Source organism: Pseudomonas folii (assembly GCF_014357575.1).
Taxonomy (GTDB): Bacteria; Pseudomonadota; Gammaproteobacteria; order Pseudomonadales; family Pseudomonadaceae; genus Aquipseudomonas; species Aquipseudomonas folii.
The window spans coordinates 1-20,289 of the sequence record NZ_JACONW010000105.1; the positions used below are offsets into that span (position 1 = coordinate 1).

The following is a 20,289-nucleotide window of genomic DNA, read 5'->3' on the forward strand; positions in this document are numbered from 1 at the left end:
CATTTCAATTCAGAGCATCGCGCCCTACCGAAGGCTCACTCATCCGCGTTCGGATCCATATCCGGAAACATCACATCCATAAACCCGAACTTGCTGAAGTCGGTAATGCGCGAAGGGTAAAGGCGGCCAATCAGGTGATCGCATTCGTGCTGCACCACGCGGGCGTGAAAGCCGAGGGCTTCGCGCCGGATCGGCTGGCCGTCCGGATCAAAGCCTTCGTAGCGAATACTTTGAAAGCGGTTGACCGCGCCACGCAAGCCCGGCACGGACAGACACCCTTCCCAGCCCTCTTCAACGGCCGGATGCAACGGCGTGATCACCGGGTTGAGCAAGATAGTCTGAGGCACGGCTTCAGCGTCCGGGTACCGCTCGTTGCGCTCAAAACCGAAGATCACCAATTGCAGGTCAACGCCAATCTGCGGAGCCGCCAAACCGACACCGCCGACGCTTTCCATGGTTTCAAACATGTCGGCGATCAGGGTTTTGAGCTCGGCGCTGCCGAACATCGATTGAGGCACTAGTGGGGCGATGCGCAAGAGACGCTCATCACCCATTTTCAAAATGGGGCGGATCATGCGGGCCTGGCTCCGTAAGGAAAAAACGTCATGCTGCCACAGTCCGGCTCAGGATTCCCCGGCCTTGGCAGGCAATGGCAGAGAATGATCACGCCCCAAACCGGAAACGTGCTGCTTCTCTGTCGACTCAATTGCACCATCACCTTCGACTTTTTCGCCCTTGTCCTTGCCTTCAGCAGACATGTGCTCGACCACCGCATTCATCTCCGCGCCCAGCAACAGCACCGCTGCAGAAATGTAGAAATACAGCAGCAGGACGATGATTGCCCCGATGCTGCCGTACATAGCGTTGTAGTCAGCAAATGTCTTGACGTAATAACCGAATCCCAACGAGGCGAGGATCCACACCACAACCGCCAGCACAGAGCCTGGGGTGATGAAGCGGAACTCCTGTTTGACGTCCGGCATGACGTAATAAATCAATGCCACGGCCACCATGAGCAGCATGACGATCAGCGGCCAACGCAGGATGGTCCAGAGCGTAACGATGAAGTCTTCCATGCCGATTTGCGCGGCAATCCAGTTCATGACCTGCGGCCCTGTGACCATCAACGCGGCCACTGCCAGCATCATCATGGCGATACCGATGGTGTACGCCACCGACAGCGGAATGCGCTTCCAGACCGGGCGAGCTTCAACCACGTCGTAGGCGGCGTTCATCGCACTCATCATCAAGCGCACGCCAGCCGAAGCCGTCCAGAGCGCGATGACGATACCGATCGAGAGCAACCCGCCTTTGGATTGTTGCAACTGATCGATCACCGGGTTGACCTGCTCCAGTGCCTGAGGCGGCAGGACGAGCTCTGACTGCAAGCGCAGCCAGGAAAAGAAATCCGGCAGGTGCAGAAAACCGATCAGGGCAATCAGAAACAGCAGGAAAGGAAAAAGCGAAAACAACATCTGGTAGGCCAACGCTGACGCGTAGGTGGACATCTCGTCATCGAGAAATTCGCTAACCGTACGGACCATCACCTTGCCCAGTGGCAGTTGGCGCAATTCCGGGAAAATCATGGCGTCTCCTTCGCTACATAACTGACGCAGCTTACACATTCACATTGATGGGCACTGCGCCTCTCACACAAGCTGTTCGCAGATACGGGCTTTTTACCTTAATTCAGTGGACTGAACGGCCTGAAAAAGGTTTCAAAACCTTAATTTCCAGACGCTGCAAATGATAACGGCCATCCGAGGATGGCCGTTATTCAAACATCGACTCCCGAGATCAACTCGAGAAGTCATGCTCACGCCTTATCGACGCCTTTTTTCACTGCGTCTTTGGCCTTGCCTTTGACCTGCTGGGCTTCGCCTTTGACTTCCTGGGCCTTGCCTTCAGCTTTCAGTTTGGTGTTGTCGGTCGCCTTACCCACGCCTTGCTTGACGTTACCGACTGCTTCGTTAGCCATGCCTTTAACTTTATCGCCAGTGCTGCTCATAGGTCTTACTCCGCAGAATCAATGAGAGGTCATCGCCTCGACGTAATGGTTGACCTGACTCATTTGCGGGGAGTTTCAACTATTTTCACCAGCGTCGTAGCCGTTCGTCGGCTTGCCTGCTGGCCTGTAAATCCGGGAGTCGAGAAACTTTGCCTTTAAGTTTGCACAGCAACCCACGAGAATGCGCAACGCAATCCGGCTGCACCGGGCCAACGCTCGTCGCGCTGAAGACAACGATCCGCAGGAACATTATGAAATTCGATAAAAAGCAGGCCATCGCACGCCGAAACCAGGAACTGGGCGGTGCCGTGCTGGGTACCAACAACACCCACTTCGCAACCTTGAACACCAACAAGAACATCTGGTGGTTTGACCTGCCCGTACCGCGCCTGGCGGTGGGTCAGTACGAATGGATGCATCTGCTGCTGTACACGCCGAGCAGCGATCAGTTACTGCACCTGAAAGTCACCACTGTATTCCTGCGGGATCACATGGAGGGTCTTGTGATTCGCAATAAAGGCCAGCGCAAGTCCACCGTCAGCCTGGAGCTGAGTGCGGACAAGGATTCTTATCTGAAGGATGTCAGGCCGCTGGGCGCAAATCTGAGCTTCGCGGACTTCCTGCAGCCCTAGCTTGATAGAGGTCCGCGGGCGACCTAAATCCTGTGGGAGCGGTGCTTGCCCGCGATAAGGAAACCTCAGTTCTAATGCGAACCGCGTCCAGCCTTATCGCGGGCAAGCACCGCTCCCACAATTAGGCAGCATTTCAGTCCAGTTTCTGCGCCAGACATCAAGCAAACCGCCTGGCAACCAGAAAGCCCACAGTCCCCGCAACCGCCGACGCAAACGCCCCCCACGCCAGATCCACCAACGCCAACTGCGCAGGCCAGCCTTGCAGCGTGGCCCAGTTGGTCAGGTCATAGGTGCCGTAAGCCACCAGTCCAACAAGTCCGCTTCGTTTAGCCGCATGGCTGATGCTGTTGCGACGCAGCCCTGACTGAACCGCCAGGACGAGCAAGCCAAAGGCGTAAAGCAGGTAAAAAACCACGGCAGGGGCAATCACCGGCTTGTCGAGCATCAATGGCCCCAGCCATGCCCGATAACTCGGCCCCATCAACACACCTAACCAGATGCCGTCCAGTATCAAAAAGGTCAGTAAGATACTGAAGTAAGCCGTAAGGGTTCTTTTCATGAAAGGCGTCCTTGTCTGAGTGGGCCCGCAGTGCGCGAAGCGCCCCGATGAGCGTTGACGGGTTGGACCCCAGACCAGGCAGGAACGATCCATCGTCCCTGCTTTAACCGATGAACGTCAGACCAGCTCGATGCGGTCTGCGTGGATCACGATCTGGCCCTGCTTGTACAACGCGCCAATGGCTTTTTTGAAGTTGCCTTTGCTGACGCCGAAGAGGTTACTGATCACTTGCGGATCGCTCTTGTCGCTGACCGGCAATACGCCGTTATTGTCCCTGAGCTTGCCGAGGATCTTGCTGTTCAGGCTGCTGGCAGCTTGCTCGCCCACTGGCTGAAGACTCAGGCTGATGTTGCCATCCGTACGGACTTCCTTGATGTAGCCCTTTTCCTGCTTGCCGGCGCGCATGAACTTGAAGACTTCATTCTTGTGAATCAGGCCCCAGTGCTTGTTGTTGATGATTGCCTTGAAGCCCATATCGGTCGCTTCAGCCACCAACAGGTCGACTTCCTGACCGACACTGTAGCTGGCCGGTGTCTTGTCCAGGTAGCGGTCCAGACGTGCAGTCGCGGTGATGCGGCGGGTGTGTTTGTCCAGATAGACATGCACCACGCAATAATCACCGGCCTGCAACGTGCGCTTCTCTTCGGAGTACGGCAGCAGGAGGTCCTTGGGCAGGCCCCAGTCCAGGAACACGCCGATACTGTTGACTTCAACCACCTTCAGGCTGGCGAACTCACCGACCTGAACCTTGGGTTTTTCTGTAGTAGCCAGCAGCTTGTCTTCGCTGTCCAGATAAATGAAAACGTTGAGCCAGTCTTCATCTTCGCTGGGAATATCTTTGGGAATATAACGATTGGGCAGCAAAATTTCGCCGTCCGCCCCGCCATCCAGATACAGACCGAAGTTAGTGTGTTTAACCACTTGCAAGCTGTTGTAACGCCCGATTAAAGCCATGTGCAAATACCCTCATTACGTGGGCGGCATTCTACCCGAGTTTGCAGGCGATGATGCTGGCGCAGAATGTCGCTGCACCGGGCGCTCAAAAAGACAAGGAAAATCAAATATTTGCCTGATGGCCATGAGCCCCTCAGTCGCTCCATTCGTCAGATGAGCAGCGGTTTTAACGGTGCGCTTTTCAAGTGAAGAGAATTAATTTTGAAAATAACTTATGAATCAAAACAACTGCTTAGCTCGATATCACTAATTATTTAAGGCTTGAGCCGGGCTGATTTAACCCGGTGTTCAAGGGGATATTTCCCAAGCAATTGTCAAGCCATTCGTGTACCATTGCTGGCCGTATCAAGTTTATATAGGTTAATGGCAGCCATGCGTGTAAAAGCATCCAACTCGAAAGCCAAGCCAGCTCCAGCCGTTGAAACGAGCGACTCGATCAACGCCCAGATTGCTGCTTTCCTCAAGTCCGGTGGCGAAATCCAGCAGATTGCCAAAGGCGTCAGCGGCCAGACTTTCGGCCCGTCCAAACAGATCACCCTCGGCAAAAAGTAATTCCCCCCGCTCCAGTTATCGATCTCTATGCGTCTTGGCTCTCAAGGCGCCAGAGCTTGCTAAGCTTCGTTGCACACACCCGTTTCATCCTGACTGCAAGGCCCCATTGCCTAGTCGCTCGACGACGGGCAGGATGATGTCTTGAAGCCAGCCTTTTGCGGAATGCACGAATGAAGAACTGGATGCTGTTCGGCGCACTGATTTACCTGACAGGTTGCGCGTCTCACAATTGCAACACGGTTCCAGATGGCGGCCACCCTTCCGGCAGCGACTGTCGTGCAGAGCATTTGCTGTATCAGAACGACATGCTGCAAGCCAAGCTATTGATCAGTGAAGCCGACCGGGAGAATTACGAACTGGCCGAAGCTATGCTGCGCCGTGCAGGCGTGAATGATGCGTCGGGTGAAGCCGAGTTTTACCTCGCGGTGCTGTTGATTCGTCAACAGTCAGACCAGCCCCGGGTGATCGAATTGCTGGAGGATGCCGCGAGACACAAGCACCCGCTGGCAATTGCGCTGCTATCCCAACAGCTCAGCATGACGGATCAAAAGAAGTCCGAAGAATACCGCGCCGAGTACGCTGAACTGGATGTTGCCAAGAGTGGCTACCCTTCGTTCGATCAGGCTTTGGTGGTCATTCGCGGCTTGATTATTCCCTCGGCTCAAGCGACCGCCTCGAACTGATTCTTCTGTGGATCGACGAACGGTGTTCGCTCTACGACTTTCGTAGGTATGCTGCGAGGCTCTAGATCGCGGCTCCCCTGTTGTTCCTACTGGGCCTTTGGCCATTTCAACCTGCCCTCTCCGTAACATGAAGGAGTGAGCACGATGCTCAATTTTCGCCATTACGCGCTTTCTGTAAGCGCCCTGCTTGTTTGTCAGCATGCCTCCGCCCAGTTGATTGAGCGGGAATTGGGCGACTTCAGCCTGAAATTGGGTACATCCCCTACGCGCAGCATGGCGCAAGGCCTGGTGACCCAGAGTGGCTCGGGTTCATTCCATGGCGGGCTGGACCTGACTCACGACAGTGGCTTCTATTTCGGCCAGTGGACGCCCAATGCTGGCGTTACCGAGGACAGCACGCTGGAACTGGATTCCTACATGGGATTCAAAAAGCCGTTCGACCAGACCCTTGGCTACGAGTTGGGCATGATCCGCTACAGCTACCCGGACACCAGCCAGATCGATACCCACGAGTTTTATGCTGGCCTGCGCATTCTCGACAGCCGCATCGGCGCAGCCTTCAGCAACGACATAGGGCGTCGTGACAGCACCCTGATCGTCGATCTGGGCGGAATCGAACAGCTGGGACTGGGCGTTCGCATGCAGTACGCCAATCATCAATACGATGCGCCGCAGCAAATTTCGGATGGCAGCATGGTCACCAGTTTCAATGACTGGTCGCTGAATCTGTCGCGTCCCTGGCTGGGTGTCGACATGAACCTGATCTACAGCGGCTCAAGCCTGACCGGTGACGGCTGCAGCGCTTACAGCGGACATAATCCCAACTGCGAAGGTACTCTGACCCTCAAGGCCGTGCGCTCATTCTTCTAATGCAGTGAACTGCTACTCTCTGACCCGCTCTACACAAACAGGCAGGTCCATTGAGGAGTCGTTATGCGCACCCCGTTCAAAGCCTTCATATCATTGTTGATGGCCGTGGTCATTCTTGGCGGTTGTACCCGCGTGGGGCTGGCGTACCGCAATCTCGACATCATCATTCCCTGGTCGCTCAGCGACTATCTGGAGATGAACGCAGCGCAAAAAGACTGGTTCGATGAGCGCCTCAAAGAGCATTTGAGCTGGCACTGCACCACTCAGTTGCCGGGTTATCTGGGATGGCTGGACCGCCTGCAACGCATGGTTGAAACCAATCAGGTCACGCCAGATGAACTGCAGGCACGCACCGATGAGGCCAAGCTGGCGATTGGGCAGATTTCACGACAGATCACCCCGTCGGCCGTCGAACTGCTCGCCCAACTGGACGATAAGCAGGTGCTGGAAATGCAGAACGCCTTCGCCAAGGATCAGCGCAAGCGTGAGAATGAATACCTTAAAGAGCCACTGCCCAAACAGATCAGCGACCGTGCCGAACGCATGGAAAAACGCCTGAGTCCGTGGATGGGTAAACTCAACGCCGCACAGCTGCAACGCATTCAGAGTTGGTCGGAATCGCTCGGCGAACAGAACCGGGCGTGGCTTGATAACCGGGCGAGTTGGCAGAAGCGGTTTGTTGCGACGGTACAGGATCGCAAAGCGCCAGACTTTTCCAACAGAATCGCCAAACTGCTGCAGGATCGCGAGACGTTCTGGACGCCTGAATATCGCGAGGCCTACGACAGGACCGAACAGGCAGCCATCTCGCTGCTGGTGGACCTCATGGCACAGAGCACGCCTGAACAGCGCCAGCGCCTGTTGAGCAAGATCGCCGATACCAGGAAAGACTTTACGGATTTGAGCTGTTTGAAGGCGGTCAAGGCAGGGTAATCATTACCTGGAGCTCACGAGCAACGCGAGGCAGCGATAGCGGTCTGCCTGATAAACCGCATTCGCGGCCTCGCGTTGCTCGTGCGCTCCTACAGAATCTTCATAACATTCTTAACCTCAAGCAATCTGCGCTTTGGCCGCAACCTCTTCAAAGGTCGCCGGATCCAGAGCGTCCTCCTGCTCATCCAGTACCTGACGCGGGTGGTCATTGCCGGGGATGCTGCTGTCGATCAACGCCAGCAACTGTGCGCCACGCGGGGTCAGCACAAAGTTTTCGCCGTTCCCGCCCTCTGCTTCCGGACGTGACTGGATGAATCCGCGATCCAGCAGCAGTTTCTCGTATTCACTGGCAACTGCCTTCAGGTGATCCAGATTTGCCACCGGCTCTCCCACTGCAGCTGATGCCGCGGCGTGTTCCTCTGCGTACTCACGGGGTTTGAAGGTGTCGTCAGCGCTGTTCTGCACTTCGTGCAACAGGCGCTCAACGAGATCCCAGTCATAAGGTTTGTCCATTGTTATTACCTCCAGTCAACATGGGTGAATGGCTCGTGACGTCCAGCCATCAGGCTTGCAGCTAAAAATGTGACAGGTGCTGACGCGCCCCGTTCAGCCTAAGCAGCCCGGTGGTGGTTGGATGGGGGAGAATGTAAGCGAGAACTCTCAGCGCAGGACCGGCTTCAGCCGGGAGAACAGATCTCGCGGCTAAAGCCGCTCCTACGAGAGAATTGCGGGCGTGTTACTCAGCCGCAGGCGTTTCAGTCTTGCGCTTTTTAAGCGGGGCCATGCCGTCTTTGCTGACCAGCGACAACGCGTCGGTCTTCGGTCGGTTAGCGATTTTGCGCTTGGTCGGAGCCTTGGCACCGGTTTTCTTCTTGTCGCCCTTGGCGTCGGTCTTTTTCTTCTTCACGCCAACGGCTTTGCCTGACGCCTTGACCTTCTTCGGCCCGCCGTAGCTGCCTTTGACTTCCTTGATGGTGCGACGCTCGAAGGTCTGCTTGAGGTAGCGCTCGACGCTGGACATCAGGTTCCAGTCGCCGTGGCAGATCAACGAGATGGCAAGGCCTTCTGCACCCGCCCGGCCAGTACGGCCAATACGGTGAACGTAATCATCGCCACTGCGCGGCATGTCGAAGTTGATCACCAGATCCAGACCTTCAACGTCCAGACCGCGAGCGGCGACGTCGGTCGCAACCAGCACCTTGGTGCCGCCCTGCTTCAGACGGTCGATAGCGGCCTTGCGGTCTTTCTGATCCTTGTCGCCGTGCAACACGAACGCTTTGTAATCCAGCGCTACCAGACGGCCATAAAGACGGTCGGCCAGGGCCTTGGTATTCGTGAAGATGATCGCCTTCTGATACGTCTCGTTGGCCAGCAGCCAGTGGACGATCTGTTCCTTGTGGCTGTTGTGGTCAGCGGTGATGATCTGCTGACGCGTACCCGAAGCCAGTTCGCTGACGCTGTTGACTTGCAGGTGCTGCGGATTATTCAGCACCTTGCCAATCATCTCGCGCAGGCCGGCACCGCCGGTAGTGGCCGAGAACAGCAGGGTCTGTTGACGATTGGCGCATTCATTCGCCAGACGCTCGACGTCTTCGGAGAAACCCATGTCCAGCATGCGGTCAGCTTCGTCGAGAACCAGCACTTCAACGTTCTTCAGGTCCAGGTTGCCGGCGTTCAGTTGCTCCAGCAAACGGCCTGGGGTGCCGATCAGAATATCCGGCACCTTACGCAGCATGGCGGCCTGCACCTTGAAGTCTTCACCGCCGGTGATCAGGCCGGACTTGATGAACGTGAACTGCGAGAAACGCTCAACTTCCTTGAGGGTCTGCTGCGCCAGCTCTCGGGTCGGCAGCAGGATCACGGCACGAATGTCGACGCGAACCTTGGCCGGGCCCATCAGGCGATTGAGGATTGGTAATACAAATGCAGCAGTCTTGCCGCTACCGGTTTGCGCCGTCACCCGCAGATCACGCCCTTCCAGCGCCAGAGGTATGGCTGCAGCTTGCACTGGCGTGGGCTCGACGAATTTAAGCTCGGCCACGGCTTTAAGCAGGCGTTCATGCAGGGCGAATTGGGAAAACACGGGTGTTACCTCGACGAAATACAAAAATACGGCGCATAGCGTAACGGTTTCGGCCGCCCGAGCCGAGTTTCTTTACCACCAATGGCTGATTTTGTTACGCAATTTTCCAACGTAACCCTTTACCAGGCTCATGAATGTTCTAATTGCGGCGCTTTTCTCTACCGGATTTTAAGATCACCTATGGATATTCAATCGTTATGGCGCCGCGCCCAGGACCTCTGGGCGGTTCTGGATCAACATCCCGTCCTGCATGCGAGTCTTGGCCTGCTCTTGCTATTGGTCGTTGCACTGGTCGCTGGTCGACTGGCTCGCTTTCTGATTCTTCACGCCACAAAAATACTCGGCCGCCAACCCGCCTTGCACTGGGTCAACGACCTTCGCCACAACAAGGTCTTTCATCGGCTGGCGCAAATGGTCCCGTCGCTGGTTATCCAGTTCGGTCTGAACCTGGTGCCCGACCTCAGCAAGACGGGTCAGAACGTCATCGGCAACATCGCGCTGGCGTTCACCATTCTGTTCATGACGCTGGCCATTGGTACGCTGCTGAACGCTCTGCTCGATATCTACGCCCGCACCACCCACGCCCGTACCCGCTCGATCAAGGGCTACGTGCAACTGGCGAAGATGATTCTGTATATCTTTGCCGCAATCATCATCGTTGCCACTTTGATCGACCGCTCGCCGTTATTGCTGCTTTCGGGTCTGGGTGCCATGTCGGCCGTGATTCTGTTGGTCTACAAGGATACGTTGCTGTCGTTCGTGGCCAGCGTGCAACTGACCAGCAACGACATGCTGCGGGTCGGCGACTGGATCGAAATGCCGCAGGTCGGCGCCGATGGCGATGTCGTCGACATCACCCTGCACACGGTCAAGGTGCAGAACTTTGACAAGACCATTGTTTCCATCCCGACCTGGCGCCTGATGTCGGAGTCGTTCAGAAATTGGCGCGGCATGCAGCAATCCGGCGGACGACGCATCAAGCGCAGCCTGTTCATCGACGCCAGCGGCGTACGTTTCGTGCGCGATGACGAAGAACAGCAGCTGAGCCAGGTGCACCTGCTGACCGACTACATCAGCCGCAAACAGGCCGAGTTGCTCGCCTGGAATCAGGCTCAGGGCAACGTCGCAGCGCTATCCGCCAACCGCCGACGCATGACCAACATCGGCACCTTCCGCGCTTATGCGCTGGCTTACCTGAAAAGCCATCCCGATATCCACCCGGACATGACCTGCATGGTCCGCCAGCTGGAAGCTACGTCCCAAGGCGTACCGCTGGAAATCTACTGCTTCACCCGCACCACCGTGTGGGCCGACTACGAGCGCATTCAGGGTGATGTTTTCGATTATCTGCTGGCGGTGCTGCCGGACTTCGGGCTGGGGGTTTATCAACAGCCGAGTGGGTCGGATATGCGGGTGGGGTTGGCGGGTAAATGATGCCTTTCTGAGTTTTCCAGGCAATGGAGCCAGCCCCCGTCCATACTCAATTTTGCTACACTGCGGCAACAACAGAAGGAGGTCCTTCGAAATGGCAACTCTAAACATCCCTGAGAAGAACGTATCCGGATTCATTCGATCTCTGGCGGAACGCAACGGTGTTCACTACACCGAATCCCGGCTGGACAAGGTGTCTCGTATAGTGACCCGCCTGGCTGGCGACGACGTAAATCCAGACGATATTGAGGGCTTGCTCATTAGCCTTAGCCGTAAGGGCTTCATAGCGGGTCCGGACATGATGAAACTGCACTCGCGTTATCTGGATGAGCTCAAGGCGAACGTAAAGTATCCCGCAACTCGATGAGTAGCCGACGTCACGCCGTTTTCGACCCATTCGGGACTTTTGAAACAAAGGGATATCTGGAGAACGCCACTGCCGAGAAGGATCTCGAAAAAGTTAAACGTATGGAGCATGTTGCCTTCACGTCTCGGCTCGAGTCGGCGCTGGATATGCTGGCTATGACTGATGAAATCTCCTATCAAACAGTTTTGGAGACGCACAGGACACTTTTTCAGGATTTTTATCACTGGGCCGGTCGTGATCGATTTTCAACGGCTCCCGACAAAGAAATCTCCAAGGGCGACGTAGATTCTCCTTTCCGTACAGAATTCGAACGGCCGGAGCAGATACAACTGGCCATCGACTATGCCCTGCGCCTGGCCAGCGACAAAAATAAAATGAAAGAAAAAGCAGGTACCGTCATGGGCTTGTTTGCTTTCGCCCATCCTTTTCTCGACGGCAACGGTAGGGCAATTTTGCTTGTGCACATGGAGCTATGCTTCCGCGCCGGGTTCTCAATCGCCTGGGCTGCAACTCAGAAAACTGCCTATCTTCAAGCGCTGAGCCAGGAAATCGATTCGCCCGAACGGGGAATTCTCGACCGTTATTTGAGCAACTTTATCAGCCCGGTTACTAGCCGTGATGATTGGCTTGATCAGATCGTAAGCATTCAGGGCCTGGATGGCGCACATCCTGTCAACGCAATGGACGATGAGGTCTACGTTGCAGGAGCCGCCAATACGCCAGAAATGCTAGAGCGCTATAGGGACCAAGCCGCCAAAAAGCGATACCAGACCGATACCTGAAAAAAGCGTCACTCAACAGAAGGTTTCAGAATCTGTAGACTTCTGTTGAGTCTTCAGGATGCGGAAGTCCGCCCTATCGAGCCCAGCCGACTAACCCACAACGACAACAGAATCAGTACCCCGCCAAAAGCCAGCCGTTCCAACGGTTCGTCCTGATTCCAGATCAGCAGATTGATCAGCAGCCCGACCGGCACATGCAGAACGTTGAACACTGCCAGGGTGCCGCCGTTGACCAGGCACGCTCCTTTGTTCCACCAATACATGCCCAGCGCCGTGGAGCAAAACCCGAGGAACAGCAGCACTGCCCATTGATCCGTTGCGTCCGGCAGACGTTGCGGGTTGCCGAACATCAGGAACGCGGGCAAGGCAATGATCAATGCACCCAGGTAGAAGTAGCCGAAGCGCCGGTAGTGCGGCAGGTCACTGGGGTAGCGGGCGACCAGATGTTTGTACAGCACCTGACCTGCGGCGTAGGTGAAGTTGGCCACTTGCAGCAACAGGAAACCGCCAAGGAAGTTGCCGTCGATACCGTCCCAACGAATCACGCCTGCACCCAGCACGGCAACCAGTGCAGCCACCAAAGCCCACGGGTTGAAGCGCCGGTTGAGAGCATCTTCGATCAGCGTGACGTGTAATGGGGTGAGGATGGTAAACAGCAGGACTTCCGGCACGGTCAGCACCCGGAAGCTCAGGTACAGGCACACGTAAGTGATGCCGAATTGCAGCGCGCCGATGACCAGCATGCCACGCATGAAACCCGGCTCTACCCGTCGCCACTGAGTCAGCGGAATAAATACCAGCCCCGCCAGTACGACGCGAATCAGCACGGCGAAGTAGCTATCGACATGCCCTGCCAGAAAAACGCCGATCAGGCTGAATGAAAACGCCTGAATCAGCGTCACGATAAGTAGATAACCCATGAATGCTCCCCCGTTGAAGGCGGCGACCTTAGCGGGTTGGTGTCCGCGGTGTCCATAAAGCACGGGCAAATTCAATTCATGTAGCTCGGGCGTGCCTATCAAACAAAATATAACTCACTGAATAAATACGGTTTTTTTTTGTGGGAGCGGTGCTTGCCCGCGATAAGAACACCGCGATTTGTCCTCCGACCGCGCCGCCCTTATCGCGGGCAAGCACCGCTCCCACATGGAACCGAGCTTGCCGTGAGACAGCGCAGCGGCGAAGACGAAGCAGTCGCCCCTACAGAAGAAACATCTGCCCGCCTGAACAGACTTACTCCTTACTCAAATCCACCAACGGCTCTTTGCGCACCTCAGTCGCACGTCCCGCCTGAATATCCTTGACCTTGCCCAGCGCGGTATCGACTGCAGCCTTATCCGCCAACAAGCTGTAGCTGATCTGGAACTGACGCTGCTCTTTTGGAGCAATGGTCGGCACCAGATTCAGCGGGCGTTGGTAGCGGCGGTTGTAGGAGAAGCTGGTGCCCGGCTCCAGACCGGTCACGTAACCCTGACCTTTGGTGTCGGTGTTTTTCCACAGTGAGAACACCGGCAACTGCTGGGTATTGAAGCCCAGTGACACGCCCAGGCTACCGCCCTTGTTATGCAGGACAGCAAGGGTCTCGCCCTTGGCATCGCCATAAGGCACCACGTTGTAAACGGTTTCGTCGTAGTCAGGGGTTGGGGCACGGTAGGTTTGCCAGTCGGCAAGGTCACCCTTGGCCTTCTCGTTGAACGGCGACACTTGTTTCACCGGTGCCTCGAAACGAGCGCCCTGTTCCAGAAACGGCGTGCTGAAGTTGCTGTGATACAGCGCCTGATATTCCTTCGGGTAGTCCCCGTTGTTGGTCAAGGTGTCGTTGAGGGTGAAGCTTGTGCTACCGGCATCAGTGACCAGCTCGGTCTGTACCGAGAAGTCGACCTTCTTGAACGCCTGTTCTTTCAATTCGCCTTTGAGACGGATGGCAAACGGCGGCTTCTCATCGATGTGCAACGTCACTTTACTGGCCGGAATGTTGGCCGCGCGGCCGTGAAGGGTCAGCAGTTCGCCGTTATCCATGCCCGGATGCCCGACCCATTCATACCCGCAGCGAGTCACCAGCTCGTTGAACCCTTCCAGCCAGCCCAGGCCGCCACGGCCATTGAGTTCGATAAAGGCCGGATTAACGATGTCTTTTACTGGCGAATCCCAGCCCATGCGCACGTCACCCACAGACGCTTGCAGCACGTTCATGCCACGGGTGGGCACCACCGAAAGCTTCATCGTGCCGTTGTCGATATCAATCACGCTGACACCTTCCTGCCGTCCGCCATGCAGGGTGCGCATCGTGATGGAAAACGGCTTGTCGGTTTTGACCCCGAGTTGGGCGCTGGTGATTTGCTGATTCCGGGCGGGCTTGTCGGTGTCGAGCAGCACGTAGTCCCACGCGGCAGCCTGTGTAGCGACGGCAATTGCGCTGAGGCCGAAAAGCCAGGCAAGAGGTTTCATTGGGGTAGTCCTTATTGGAATTATTGGATTCGCTGCAGCATCAGGCTGAATCGGATTAATCGATTCAGCTAACAACCGAGTCTAGTCAAAATGCCGGAAAACAGGAAATGCAATTCAGACGAAGTCACCGCTGAAAAACGCGCCAAAGAAAAAAGCCCAATGACCACCCTATCCGGGGGTCTATCGGGCCATGCACCCAGGAGCGGGAGGTGCCAAGGGGAGCCGGTTCAAAAAAGCGTGCAGCGATACTTCAGATCAGGCCACCTGAGCCAGTCTGGCGATGGCCTGATTCATGCCTTTCTCAACGAAGTCACCGCCCATGTTCAAACCTTCAGCGTGGATGAAGGTCACGTCGTGGATGCCGATGAATGCCAGTACCTGACGCAGATACGGTTCCTGATGATCCAGGCTGCTACCGGCATAGATCCCCCCGCGGGCCGTGAGGACGATGGCGCGCTTGCCGACCAACAGACCCTGAGGACCGGTTTCGCCGTATTTGAAGGTCACACCGGCACGCAGCACATGATCCAGCCAGGCTTTGAGGGTGCTGGGGATTGCGAAGTTGTACATCGGTGCGGCGAGTACCAGGACGTCAGCTGCGACTAGCTCGTCGGTCAGCACGTCAGAGCGTTCCAGTGCGGCCTGCTCGGGCGCCGAGCGCTGATCGGCGGGCTTCATCCAGCCACCCAGCAATGTCGAATCCAGGTGCGGCACCGGGTCTGCGGCCAGATCACGAACCGTCACTTGATCAGCCGGATGCGCGGTTTGCCACTGACCGATGAACTGTTGTGTCAGTTGGCGAGAAACCGAGTCTTGCTGACGGGCGCTGCTTTCGATGATGAGTACGCGGGACATGATGTATGGCTCCAACGAAGAAGATGTGTTCGATGGAGTGAAGAGTAAACATGGCCATATCGATTAAAAAGCGTAAAAACCTGCTACAAAACATCTAATAATTTGTTTTGTCCTAAAGCTCGTTTACTCTGGGATCACGCTGTCATGCAGCACATATTGGAACTGCGGGTTTCAATGTGGAACTGCAACTTTTTCTCAGGCGCCAAATCCCTGTGGGAGCCGAGCTTGCTCGCGATAAGGCTGGACGCGATCCAAAGTAAACTGCGTCCAGCCTTATCGCGGGCAAGCACCGCTCCCACAGGGGATGCATTCCAATTCAAAAAATCGGGTGTTGGCGGTTACTCGGCTTTGCAGGTAAGACTGATGCGCAGCTTGATGATGCTGCGGTTGAACTTGGCGGTCACGTCGGTGCTTTTTTTCGCGGCGACGGTGATACGGCGGGTACGCGGGGCTTCGGGGCCGTTGCGAAATACCACGCTGCACCTGGCGTCGACGTCGCCGTAGTTGTTCACGGTGATGGACCCGGTGTCGTGAAAAGTATCGTGGGCGGTGTAGTCGACCTGAACGCCCTCGTAGCTTTTCTCCACCTCGATGGGGTAGGCCCAGGCCGTCAATGGCAACAGCGCCAGCAACACACAACAGATTCTGTTCATCGGCAGTCTCCAGAAGGGATTGCAGATTAGGATAAAGCGCAGCAAAAGAGGAGCATCACATGAAAGCCCCCCGCGTCACTCTCGATCAATGGCGAACCTTGCAGGCCGTGGTCGATCATGGCGGCTTCGCCCAGGCAGCCGATGTGCTGCACCGTTCGCAATCGTCCGTTAGCTACACGGTTGCGCGCATGCAAGAGCAGCTTGGGGTGCCGCTGTTACGCATCGACGGGCGCAAGGCCGTGCTGACCGAAGCGGGCGGCGTCCTGTTACGCCGCTCCCGACAGTTGGTCAAACAAGCCAGCCAACTCGAAGACCTTGCCCATCACATGGAGCAAGGCTGGGAAGCCGAAGTGCGACTGGTGGTGGATGCCGCGTATCCCAACGCGCGATTGGTCCGCGCACTGACCGCTTTCATGCCGCAAAGCCGTGGCTGCCGCGTCAGGCTGCGGGAAGAGGTGCTGTCAGGGGTGGAAGAAGTATTGCTCGAAGGCGTGGCCGACCTGGCGATCAGCGGTTTCAGCATTCCCGGTTATCTGGGCAATGAAATGAGCAGCGTGGAGTTCGTTGCCGTCGCTCATCCGGAACACCCGCTGCATCAACTGCACCGCGAGCTCAATTTTCAGGATCTGGAAAGTCAGCTGCAAGTGGTGATCCGCGATTCCGGCCGTCAGCAACCCCGAGACGTCGGCTGGCTGGGCGCTGAGCAGCGCTGGACGGTCGGCAGCCTGGCGACCGCTGCGACTTTTGTCAGCAGTGGTCTAGGCTTTGCCTGGTTGCCGCGTCACATGATCGAGCGCGAACTGCGTGAAGGTGTACTCAAGGCATTGCCGATGGACAAAGGTGGCAGTCGCAACCCGACCTTCTATCTTTACTCCAGCAAAGACAAACCACTGGGGCCCGCGACGCAGATTCTCATCGAATTGATTCGTACCTTTGACACCGCGCCGCTGACCGCCGCTTTCGCCGCCCCCCAACAAGCCTGACAAGGACCTGTCCATGGCCCATTTCGAACATGATGGCTGCTCACTGCATTACGAAGAATATGGCCAGGGCACACCCCTGCTGTTGCTGCATGGCCTGGGCTCGAGCTGCCGGGACTGGGAATATCAGATCCCGGCGTTTGCTGCTCGTTATCGTGTCATTGCCATGGACATGCGCGGTCACGGGCGCTCCGACAAGCCTCGGGAGCGTTACAGCATTCGTGGTTTCAGTGCCGACGTCGAAGCGCTGATCGAGCATCTCAATCTGGGCCAGGTGCATGTACTCGGGCTGTCCATGGGCGGGATGATCGGCTTCCAGTTGGCGGTCGATCATCCTCACTTGCTGAAAAGCCTGTGCATCGTCAACAGTGCGCCCCAGGTCAAAGTGCGCAGCGCCAACGACGTCTGGCAGTACGCCAAGCGCTGGGTGCTGGCACGGCTGCTGGGCATGCGCACCCTGGGTAACGCGGTCAGCCACAACCTGTTCCCCAAACCCGAGCATGCGCATTTACGCCGCCTCATGGCCGAACGCTTTGCGAACAACGACAAACGCGCTTATCTGGCCAGCTTTGATGCAATCGTCGGTTGGGGCGTCGAGCACAAGCTGTCGCGCATTACCTGCCCTACACTGGTGATCAGTGCCGATCGGGATTACACACCGGTTGCGCTTAAAGAGGCGTACGTAGGGCTGATCCCGAATGCGCGACTGGTGGTCATCAAAGACTCGCGTCACGCCACACCGCTTGAGCACCCGGAGCAGTTCAACCGTATCGCCCTGGAATTCATCGATTCCGCACCCGCCTGACGTGAACGCCTAAAGCGCTTTCACGCTGGGCAAAAAAAGCCAAACGTGATTACCTTGCAGCCTGCATCGCTTCATGTGTCTGCATTATCGATCGCAGTCGAAACCATCAATCAGGATCAACTGACCCATGCTGAAAAAAATCGTCATCGCCGCCTGCTCCGTGCTGTTCGCCGCTAACCTCATGGCTGCAACACCTGCCAAGCCGACCCGCGTCGTGCTCGACACCAGCTTCGGCGCGATTGAAATCCAGCTCGAAGACCAGAAGGCTCCGATCAGCACCGCGAACTTTCTGGGCTACGTCGACAGCAACTTCTACAACAACACGATTTTCCACCGTGTGATCCCGGGCTTCATGGCCCAGGGCGGTGGTTTCACTGCGCAAATGCAGCAGAAGCCGACCAAAGACCCGATCAAGAACGAAGCCAACAACGGCCTGCATAACGTGCGTGGCACCGTTGCCATGGCGCGCACCTCGCAGGTCAATTCGGCCACCAGCCAGTTTTTCATCAACACTGCCGACAACGCCATGCTCGACAACGGCGTGCGCGATTTCGGTTACGCCGTGTTTGGTAAAGTGGTCAAGGGTATGGACGTCGTCGACCAGATCGTCAACGCCCAGTCCGGCAACAAGCAAGGCATGCAGAACGTCCCTCTCGACCCGATCTATATCAAGTCTGCCAAGCGCGTCGAATAAACTCAGACGCACCGCATGAAATCAGTTTAAGCATTCCTGATTTCGTGCGGTCCGATCAAGGGAATATCCGCTCAGTAAGGAGAGCCCGCCTAACTCGTGGGCATCATTGCCAATGTTCTATCGTCGTTTCGAAAAACTGATCGATATCTTCCGTGACGCCCCCACCGATGCCCCGCCCAATACCGTTCTAGCCTTTTACATCTACTACCTGCGCCAGGTCTGGCCAAGCTTTGCAGCCTTGCTGGTAGTCGGCTTGATTGGCGCATTGATCGAAGTCGCGATGTTCAGTTACCTGAGCCGAATCATTGATCTGGCCCAGGGCACGCCCGACAAAGACTTTTTCAGCATCCACGCCAATGAGCTCATCTGGATGGCCGTGGTTGCCCTGCTGTTACGACCGATTTTCGTCGGTCTGCACGACCTGCTCGTGCATCAGACCATCAGCCCCGGCATGACCAGCATGATTCGCTGGCAGAACCACAGCTACGTGCTCAAGCAGAGCGTTCGTTTCTTCCAGAACGACTTCGCCGGGCGCATCGCTCAACGCATCATGCAAACCGGCAACTCATTGCGCGACTCTGCCGTTCAGGCCGTGGATGCCCTCTGGCACGTGTTGATCTACGCCATCAGCGCCCTGGTGTTGTTCGCCGAAGCAGACTGGCGCCTGATGATCCCGCTGCTGGCGTGGATTGCTGCCTATATCGCCGCGCTCTGCTACTTCGTCCCCCGCGTGAAAGAACGCTCGGTGGTGTCCTCCGATGCACGCTCCAAACTCATGGGGCGTATCGTTGACGGCTACACCAACATCACCACCCTTAAGCTGTTCGCTCATACCAATTACGAACAACAGTACGCCCGGGAAGCGATCGTCGAGCAGACCGAAAAAACCCAACTGGCCGGTCGCGTGGTGACCGCCATGGATACGGTGATTACCAGCATGAACGGGGTGCTGATCGTTACCACCACCGGCCTGGCGCTGTGGCTGTGGACCCAGTCCATGATTTCGGTCGGCGCCATTGCACTGGCTACCGGTCTGGCGATTCGTATCGTCAATATGTCCGGCTGGATCATGTGGGTGGTCAACGGCATCTTCGAAAATATCGGTATGGTCCAGGACGGTCTGGCGAGTATTTCCCAACCGGTCAGCGTCACCGATCGCAAGCCTGCACCGCGCCTGAACGTGGAAAAGGGCGGCGTGAAGTTCGACGGTGTGGATTTCCACTATGGCAACGGTAACGGGATCATCCATGGCCTGAACCTGGACATCAAACCCGGCGAGAAGATTGGCCTGATCGGGCCGTCAGGTGCAGGCAAGTCAACGCTGGTCAACCTGCTGTTGCGCATGTACGACGTACAGGGCGGACAGATCCTGATCGACGGTCAGGACATTTCCCATGTGTCTCAGGAGAGCCTGCGCGAACAGATCGGCATGATCACTCAAGACACCTCGCTGCTGCATCGCTCGATTCGCGACAACTTGTTGTACGGCAAACCGGAGGCGACTGACGAGCAACTCTGGGAAGCGGTACGCAAGGCTCGGGCGGATGAGTTCATCCCGCTGCTGACGGACTCCGAAGGCCGCGAGGGCTTTGATGCTCAGGTGGGGGAACGTGGTGTGAAGCTGTCAGGTGGTCAACGCCAACGTATCGCTATCGCCCGGGTGCTGCTCAAGGACGCGCCGATTCTGATCATGGACGAGGCCACTTCGGCACTGGACTCGGAAGTCGAAGCAGCCATTCAGGAAAGTCTGGAAACCCTGATGCAGGGCAAGACCGTGATCGCCATCGCCCACCGCCTGTCGACCATTGCCCGAATGGACCGGCTGGTCGTGCTGGAAAACGGCCGCATTGCTGAAAGCGGCACCCATGCTGAACTGCTGGCCCACGGTGGGTTGTATGCACGGCTGTGGCAGCATCAGACGGGTGGGTTTGTGGGAATTGATTGAGGCTGCCCCGGTGCCCATGGCACCGCGCTGTCTCGCGGCAAACATCGACCTGTAG

Annotated in this window: 23 protein-coding genes; 12 read left to right on the forward strand and 11 right to left on the reverse strand. The window is 56.6% G+C overall.

Annotated elements, in window-relative coordinates; translation table 11 throughout:
• Nucleotides 1–35: 35 nt before the first annotated feature.
• The 3 genes from def to H8S59_RS19165 all read right to left on the reverse strand — a co-directional run bounded on the left by def (nt 36) and on the right by H8S59_RS19165 (nt 2,008).
• A complete protein-coding gene (gene def / locus H8S59_RS19155) occupies nt 36–575 on the reverse strand; it encodes a peptide deformylase (RefSeq protein ID WP_187522447.1) in 540 nt (179 codons plus the stop codon).
• 48 nt (nt 576–623) lie between these two features.
• Nucleotides 624–1,586, reverse strand: a complete 963-nt coding sequence (locus H8S59_RS19160) for a YihY/virulence factor BrkB family protein (protein ID WP_095102303.1) — start codon at nt 1,584–1,586, stop codon at nt 624–626.
• Nucleotides 1,587–1,816: 230 nt separating this feature from the next.
• Nucleotides 1,817–2,008, reverse strand: a complete 192-nt coding sequence (locus H8S59_RS19165) for a CsbD family protein (protein ID WP_187522448.1) — start codon at nt 2,006–2,008, stop codon at nt 1,817–1,819.
• Nucleotides 2,009–2,259: 251 nt separating this feature from the next.
• On the opposite strand from H8S59_RS19165, the gene H8S59_RS19170 reads away from it, so the two are divergent.
• Nucleotides 2,260–2,640, forward strand: coding sequence for a hypothetical protein (locus H8S59_RS19170; protein ID WP_095102299.1), 381 nt, complete (start codon nt 2,260–2,262; stop codon nt 2,638–2,640).
• A 157-nt stretch (nt 2,641–2,797) separates the two neighbouring features.
• Here the strand turns inward: H8S59_RS19170 and H8S59_RS19175 are convergent, their stop codons facing one another.
• Both H8S59_RS19175 and H8S59_RS19180 read right to left on the reverse strand, forming a co-directional pair.
• Complete coding sequence (locus tag H8S59_RS19175) at nt 2,798–3,199, reverse strand: DUF2177 family protein (protein WP_187522449.1); 402 nt, start codon at nt 3,197–3,199, stop codon at nt 2,798–2,800.
• Nucleotides 3,200–3,316: 117 nt separating this feature from the next.
• Nucleotides 3,317–4,153: a CvfB family protein gene (locus H8S59_RS19180; RefSeq protein ID WP_095102295.1), complete on the reverse strand. Its 837-nt coding sequence runs from the start codon at nt 4,151–4,153 to the stop codon at nt 3,317–3,319.
• A 363-nt stretch (nt 4,154–4,516) separates the two neighbouring features.
• Between H8S59_RS19180 and H8S59_RS19185 the strand changes: the two genes are divergently transcribed.
• The 4 genes from H8S59_RS19185 (at nt 4,517) to H8S59_RS19200 (ending at nt 7,191) form a co-directional block, all read left to right on the forward strand.
• Nucleotides 4,517–4,705: a hypothetical protein gene (locus H8S59_RS19185; RefSeq protein ID WP_027898056.1), complete on the forward strand. Its 189-nt coding sequence runs from the start codon at nt 4,517–4,519 to the stop codon at nt 4,703–4,705.
• A 170-nt stretch (nt 4,706–4,875) separates the two neighbouring features.
• The gene (locus tag H8S59_RS19190; protein ID WP_187522450.1) at nt 4,876–5,388 is read left to right on the forward strand and encodes a hypothetical protein; all 513 of its coding nucleotides are present in this window, start codon (nt 4,876–4,878) and stop codon (nt 5,386–5,388) included.
• A gap of 144 nt (nt 5,389–5,532) precedes the next feature.
• Nucleotides 5,533–6,258 carry a TorF family putative porin gene (locus H8S59_RS19195; protein ID WP_095102291.1) on the forward strand — a complete coding sequence of 242 codons (726 nt, stop codon included), beginning with the start codon at nt 5,533–5,535 and terminating at the stop codon, nt 6,256–6,258.
• A gap of 63 nt (nt 6,259–6,321) precedes the next feature.
• Entirely contained in the window at nt 6,322–7,191 is an 870-nt protein-coding gene (locus tag H8S59_RS19200; RefSeq protein ID WP_187522451.1) for a DUF6279 family lipoprotein, read from the forward strand.
• A gap of 117 nt (nt 7,192–7,308) precedes the next feature.
• On the opposite strand, the gene H8S59_RS19205 is transcribed toward H8S59_RS19200, so the two are convergent.
• Together H8S59_RS19205 and H8S59_RS19210 are read right to left on the reverse strand one after the other, a co-directional pair.
• Entirely contained in the window at nt 7,309–7,704 is a 396-nt protein-coding gene (locus H8S59_RS19205) for a transcriptional regulator (protein ID WP_187522452.1), read from the reverse strand.
• A gap of 223 nt (nt 7,705–7,927) precedes the next feature.
• The gene (locus H8S59_RS19210) at nt 7,928–9,274 is read right to left on the reverse strand and encodes a DEAD/DEAH box helicase (protein WP_027898061.1); all 1,347 of its coding nucleotides are present in this window, start codon (nt 9,272–9,274) and stop codon (nt 7,928–7,930) included.
• A 180-nt stretch (nt 9,275–9,454) separates the two neighbouring features.
• Between H8S59_RS19210 and H8S59_RS19215 the strand changes: the two genes are divergently transcribed.
• From H8S59_RS19215 to H8S59_RS19225, 3 genes are all read left to right on the forward strand, one after another.
• Nucleotides 9,455–10,708 carry a mechanosensitive ion channel family protein gene (locus H8S59_RS19215; RefSeq protein ID WP_187522453.1) on the forward strand — a complete coding sequence of 418 codons (1,254 nt, stop codon included), beginning with the start codon at nt 9,455–9,457 and terminating at the stop codon, nt 10,706–10,708.
• Between the two features lie 91 nt (nt 10,709–10,799).
• Nucleotides 10,800–11,072 (forward strand): hypothetical protein, encoded by a 273-nt coding sequence (locus tag H8S59_RS19220; RefSeq protein ID WP_187522454.1) that lies wholly within the window; start codon nt 10,800–10,802, stop codon nt 11,070–11,072.
• Nucleotides 11,069–11,854, forward strand: coding sequence for a Fic/DOC family protein (locus H8S59_RS19225; RefSeq protein ID WP_187522455.1), 786 nt, complete (start codon nt 11,069–11,071; stop codon nt 11,852–11,854). Before H8S59_RS19220 ends, H8S59_RS19225 begins: the two co-directional genes overlap by 4 nt.
• A 53-nt stretch (nt 11,855–11,907) precedes the next feature.
• Here H8S59_RS19225 and H8S59_RS19230 read toward each other — a convergent pair whose 3' ends face one another.
• From H8S59_RS19230 to H8S59_RS19245, 4 genes are all read right to left on the reverse strand, one after another.
• Nucleotides 11,908–12,774, reverse strand: a complete 867-nt coding sequence (locus H8S59_RS19230; RefSeq protein WP_187522456.1) for an EamA family transporter — start codon at nt 12,772–12,774, stop codon at nt 11,908–11,910.
• Between the two features lie 313 nt (nt 12,775–13,087).
• The gene (locus tag H8S59_RS19235) at nt 13,088–14,302 is read right to left on the reverse strand and encodes an aldose 1-epimerase family protein (protein WP_187522457.1); all 1,215 of its coding nucleotides are present in this window, start codon (nt 14,300–14,302) and stop codon (nt 13,088–13,090) included.
• A gap of 255 nt (nt 14,303–14,557) precedes the next feature.
• Nucleotides 14,558–15,157, reverse strand: a complete 600-nt coding sequence (locus H8S59_RS19240) for an FMN-dependent NADH-azoreductase (RefSeq protein WP_187522458.1) — start codon at nt 15,155–15,157, stop codon at nt 14,558–14,560.
• Nucleotides 15,158–15,495: 338 nt separating this feature from the next.
• Nucleotides 15,496–15,810, reverse strand: a complete 315-nt coding sequence (locus tag H8S59_RS19245; protein ID WP_187522459.1) for a 3-phosphoglycerate kinase — start codon at nt 15,808–15,810, stop codon at nt 15,496–15,498.
• Between the two features lie 59 nt (nt 15,811–15,869).
• Here H8S59_RS19245 and H8S59_RS19250 point away from each other — a divergent pair, with 59 nt between their 5' ends.
• The 4 genes from H8S59_RS19250 (at nt 15,870) to H8S59_RS19265 (ending at nt 20,234) form a co-directional block, all read left to right on the forward strand.
• The gene (locus H8S59_RS19250; RefSeq protein WP_095102275.1) at nt 15,870–16,793 is read left to right on the forward strand and encodes a LysR family transcriptional regulator; all 924 of its coding nucleotides are present in this window, start codon (nt 15,870–15,872) and stop codon (nt 16,791–16,793) included.
• Between the two features lie 13 nt (nt 16,794–16,806).
• A complete protein-coding gene (locus H8S59_RS19255) occupies nt 16,807–17,595 on the forward strand; it encodes an alpha/beta fold hydrolase (protein ID WP_187522460.1) in 789 nt (262 codons plus the stop codon).
• A 127-nt stretch (nt 17,596–17,722) separates the two neighbouring features.
• The gene (locus tag H8S59_RS19260) at nt 17,723–18,289 is read left to right on the forward strand and encodes a peptidylprolyl isomerase (protein WP_027902946.1); all 567 of its coding nucleotides are present in this window, start codon (nt 17,723–17,725) and stop codon (nt 18,287–18,289) included.
• A gap of 112 nt (nt 18,290–18,401) precedes the next feature.
• A complete protein-coding gene (locus tag H8S59_RS19265) occupies nt 18,402–20,234 on the forward strand; it encodes an ABC transporter ATP-binding protein (RefSeq protein WP_187522461.1) in 1,833 nt (610 codons plus the stop codon).
• The last annotated feature ends 55 nt before the right edge of the window (nt 20,235–20,289 follow it).

Excerpts from the sequence above, each read along its gene's own strand:
- def (WP_187522447.1), bottom strand. The coding sequence starts at position 575 with ATGATCCGCCCCATTTTGAAAATGGGTGATGAGCGTCTCTTGCGCATC.
- H8S59_RS19160 (WP_095102303.1), bottom strand. The coding sequence starts at position 1,586 with ATGATTTTCCCGGAATTGCGCCAACTGCCACTGGGCAAGGTGATGGTC.
- H8S59_RS19165 (WP_187522448.1), bottom strand. The coding sequence starts at position 2,008 with ATGAGCAGCACTGGCGATAAAGTTAAAGGCATGGCTAACGAAGCAGTC.
- H8S59_RS19170 (WP_095102299.1), top strand. The coding sequence starts at position 2,260 with ATGAAATTCGATAAAAAGCAGGCCATCGCACGCCGAAACCAGGAACTG.
- H8S59_RS19175 (WP_187522449.1), bottom strand. The coding sequence starts at position 3,199 with ATGAAAAGAACCCTTACGGCTTACTTCAGTATCTTACTGACCTTTTTG.
- H8S59_RS19180 (WP_095102295.1), bottom strand. The coding sequence starts at position 4,153 with ATGGCTTTAATCGGGCGTTACAACAGCTTGCAAGTGGTTAAACACACT.
- H8S59_RS19185 (WP_027898056.1), top strand. The coding sequence starts at position 4,517 with ATGGCAGCCATGCGTGTAAAAGCATCCAACTCGAAAGCCAAGCCAGCT.
- H8S59_RS19190 (WP_187522450.1), top strand. The coding sequence starts at position 4,876 with ATGAAGAACTGGATGCTGTTCGGCGCACTGATTTACCTGACAGGTTGC.
- H8S59_RS19195 (WP_095102291.1), top strand. The coding sequence starts at position 5,533 with ATGCTCAATTTTCGCCATTACGCGCTTTCTGTAAGCGCCCTGCTTGTT.
- H8S59_RS19200 (WP_187522451.1), top strand. The coding sequence starts at position 6,322 with ATGCGCACCCCGTTCAAAGCCTTCATATCATTGTTGATGGCCGTGGTC.
- H8S59_RS19205 (WP_187522452.1), bottom strand. The coding sequence starts at position 7,704 with ATGGACAAACCTTATGACTGGGATCTCGTTGAGCGCCTGTTGCACGAA.
- H8S59_RS19215 (WP_187522453.1), top strand. The coding sequence starts at position 9,455 with ATGGATATTCAATCGTTATGGCGCCGCGCCCAGGACCTCTGGGCGGTT.
- H8S59_RS19220 (WP_187522454.1), top strand. The coding sequence starts at position 10,800 with ATGGCAACTCTAAACATCCCTGAGAAGAACGTATCCGGATTCATTCGA.
- H8S59_RS19225 (WP_187522455.1), top strand. The coding sequence starts at position 11,069 with ATGAGTAGCCGACGTCACGCCGTTTTCGACCCATTCGGGACTTTTGAA.
- H8S59_RS19230 (WP_187522456.1), bottom strand. The coding sequence starts at position 12,774 with ATGGGTTATCTACTTATCGTGACGCTGATTCAGGCGTTTTCATTCAGC.
- H8S59_RS19235 (WP_187522457.1), bottom strand. The coding sequence starts at position 14,302 with ATGAAACCTCTTGCCTGGCTTTTCGGCCTCAGCGCAATTGCCGTCGCT.
- H8S59_RS19240 (WP_187522458.1), bottom strand. The coding sequence starts at position 15,157 with ATGTCCCGCGTACTCATCATCGAAAGCAGCGCCCGTCAGCAAGACTCG.
- H8S59_RS19245 (WP_187522459.1), bottom strand. The coding sequence starts at position 15,810 with ATGAACAGAATCTGTTGTGTGTTGCTGGCGCTGTTGCCATTGACGGCC.
- H8S59_RS19250 (WP_095102275.1), top strand. The coding sequence starts at position 15,870 with ATGAAAGCCCCCCGCGTCACTCTCGATCAATGGCGAACCTTGCAGGCC.
- H8S59_RS19255 (WP_187522460.1), top strand. The coding sequence starts at position 16,807 with ATGGCCCATTTCGAACATGATGGCTGCTCACTGCATTACGAAGAATAT.
- H8S59_RS19260 (WP_027902946.1), top strand. The coding sequence starts at position 17,723 with ATGCTGAAAAAAATCGTCATCGCCGCCTGCTCCGTGCTGTTCGCCGCT.
- H8S59_RS19265 (WP_187522461.1), top strand. The coding sequence starts at position 18,402 with ATGTTCTATCGTCGTTTCGAAAAACTGATCGATATCTTCCGTGACGCC.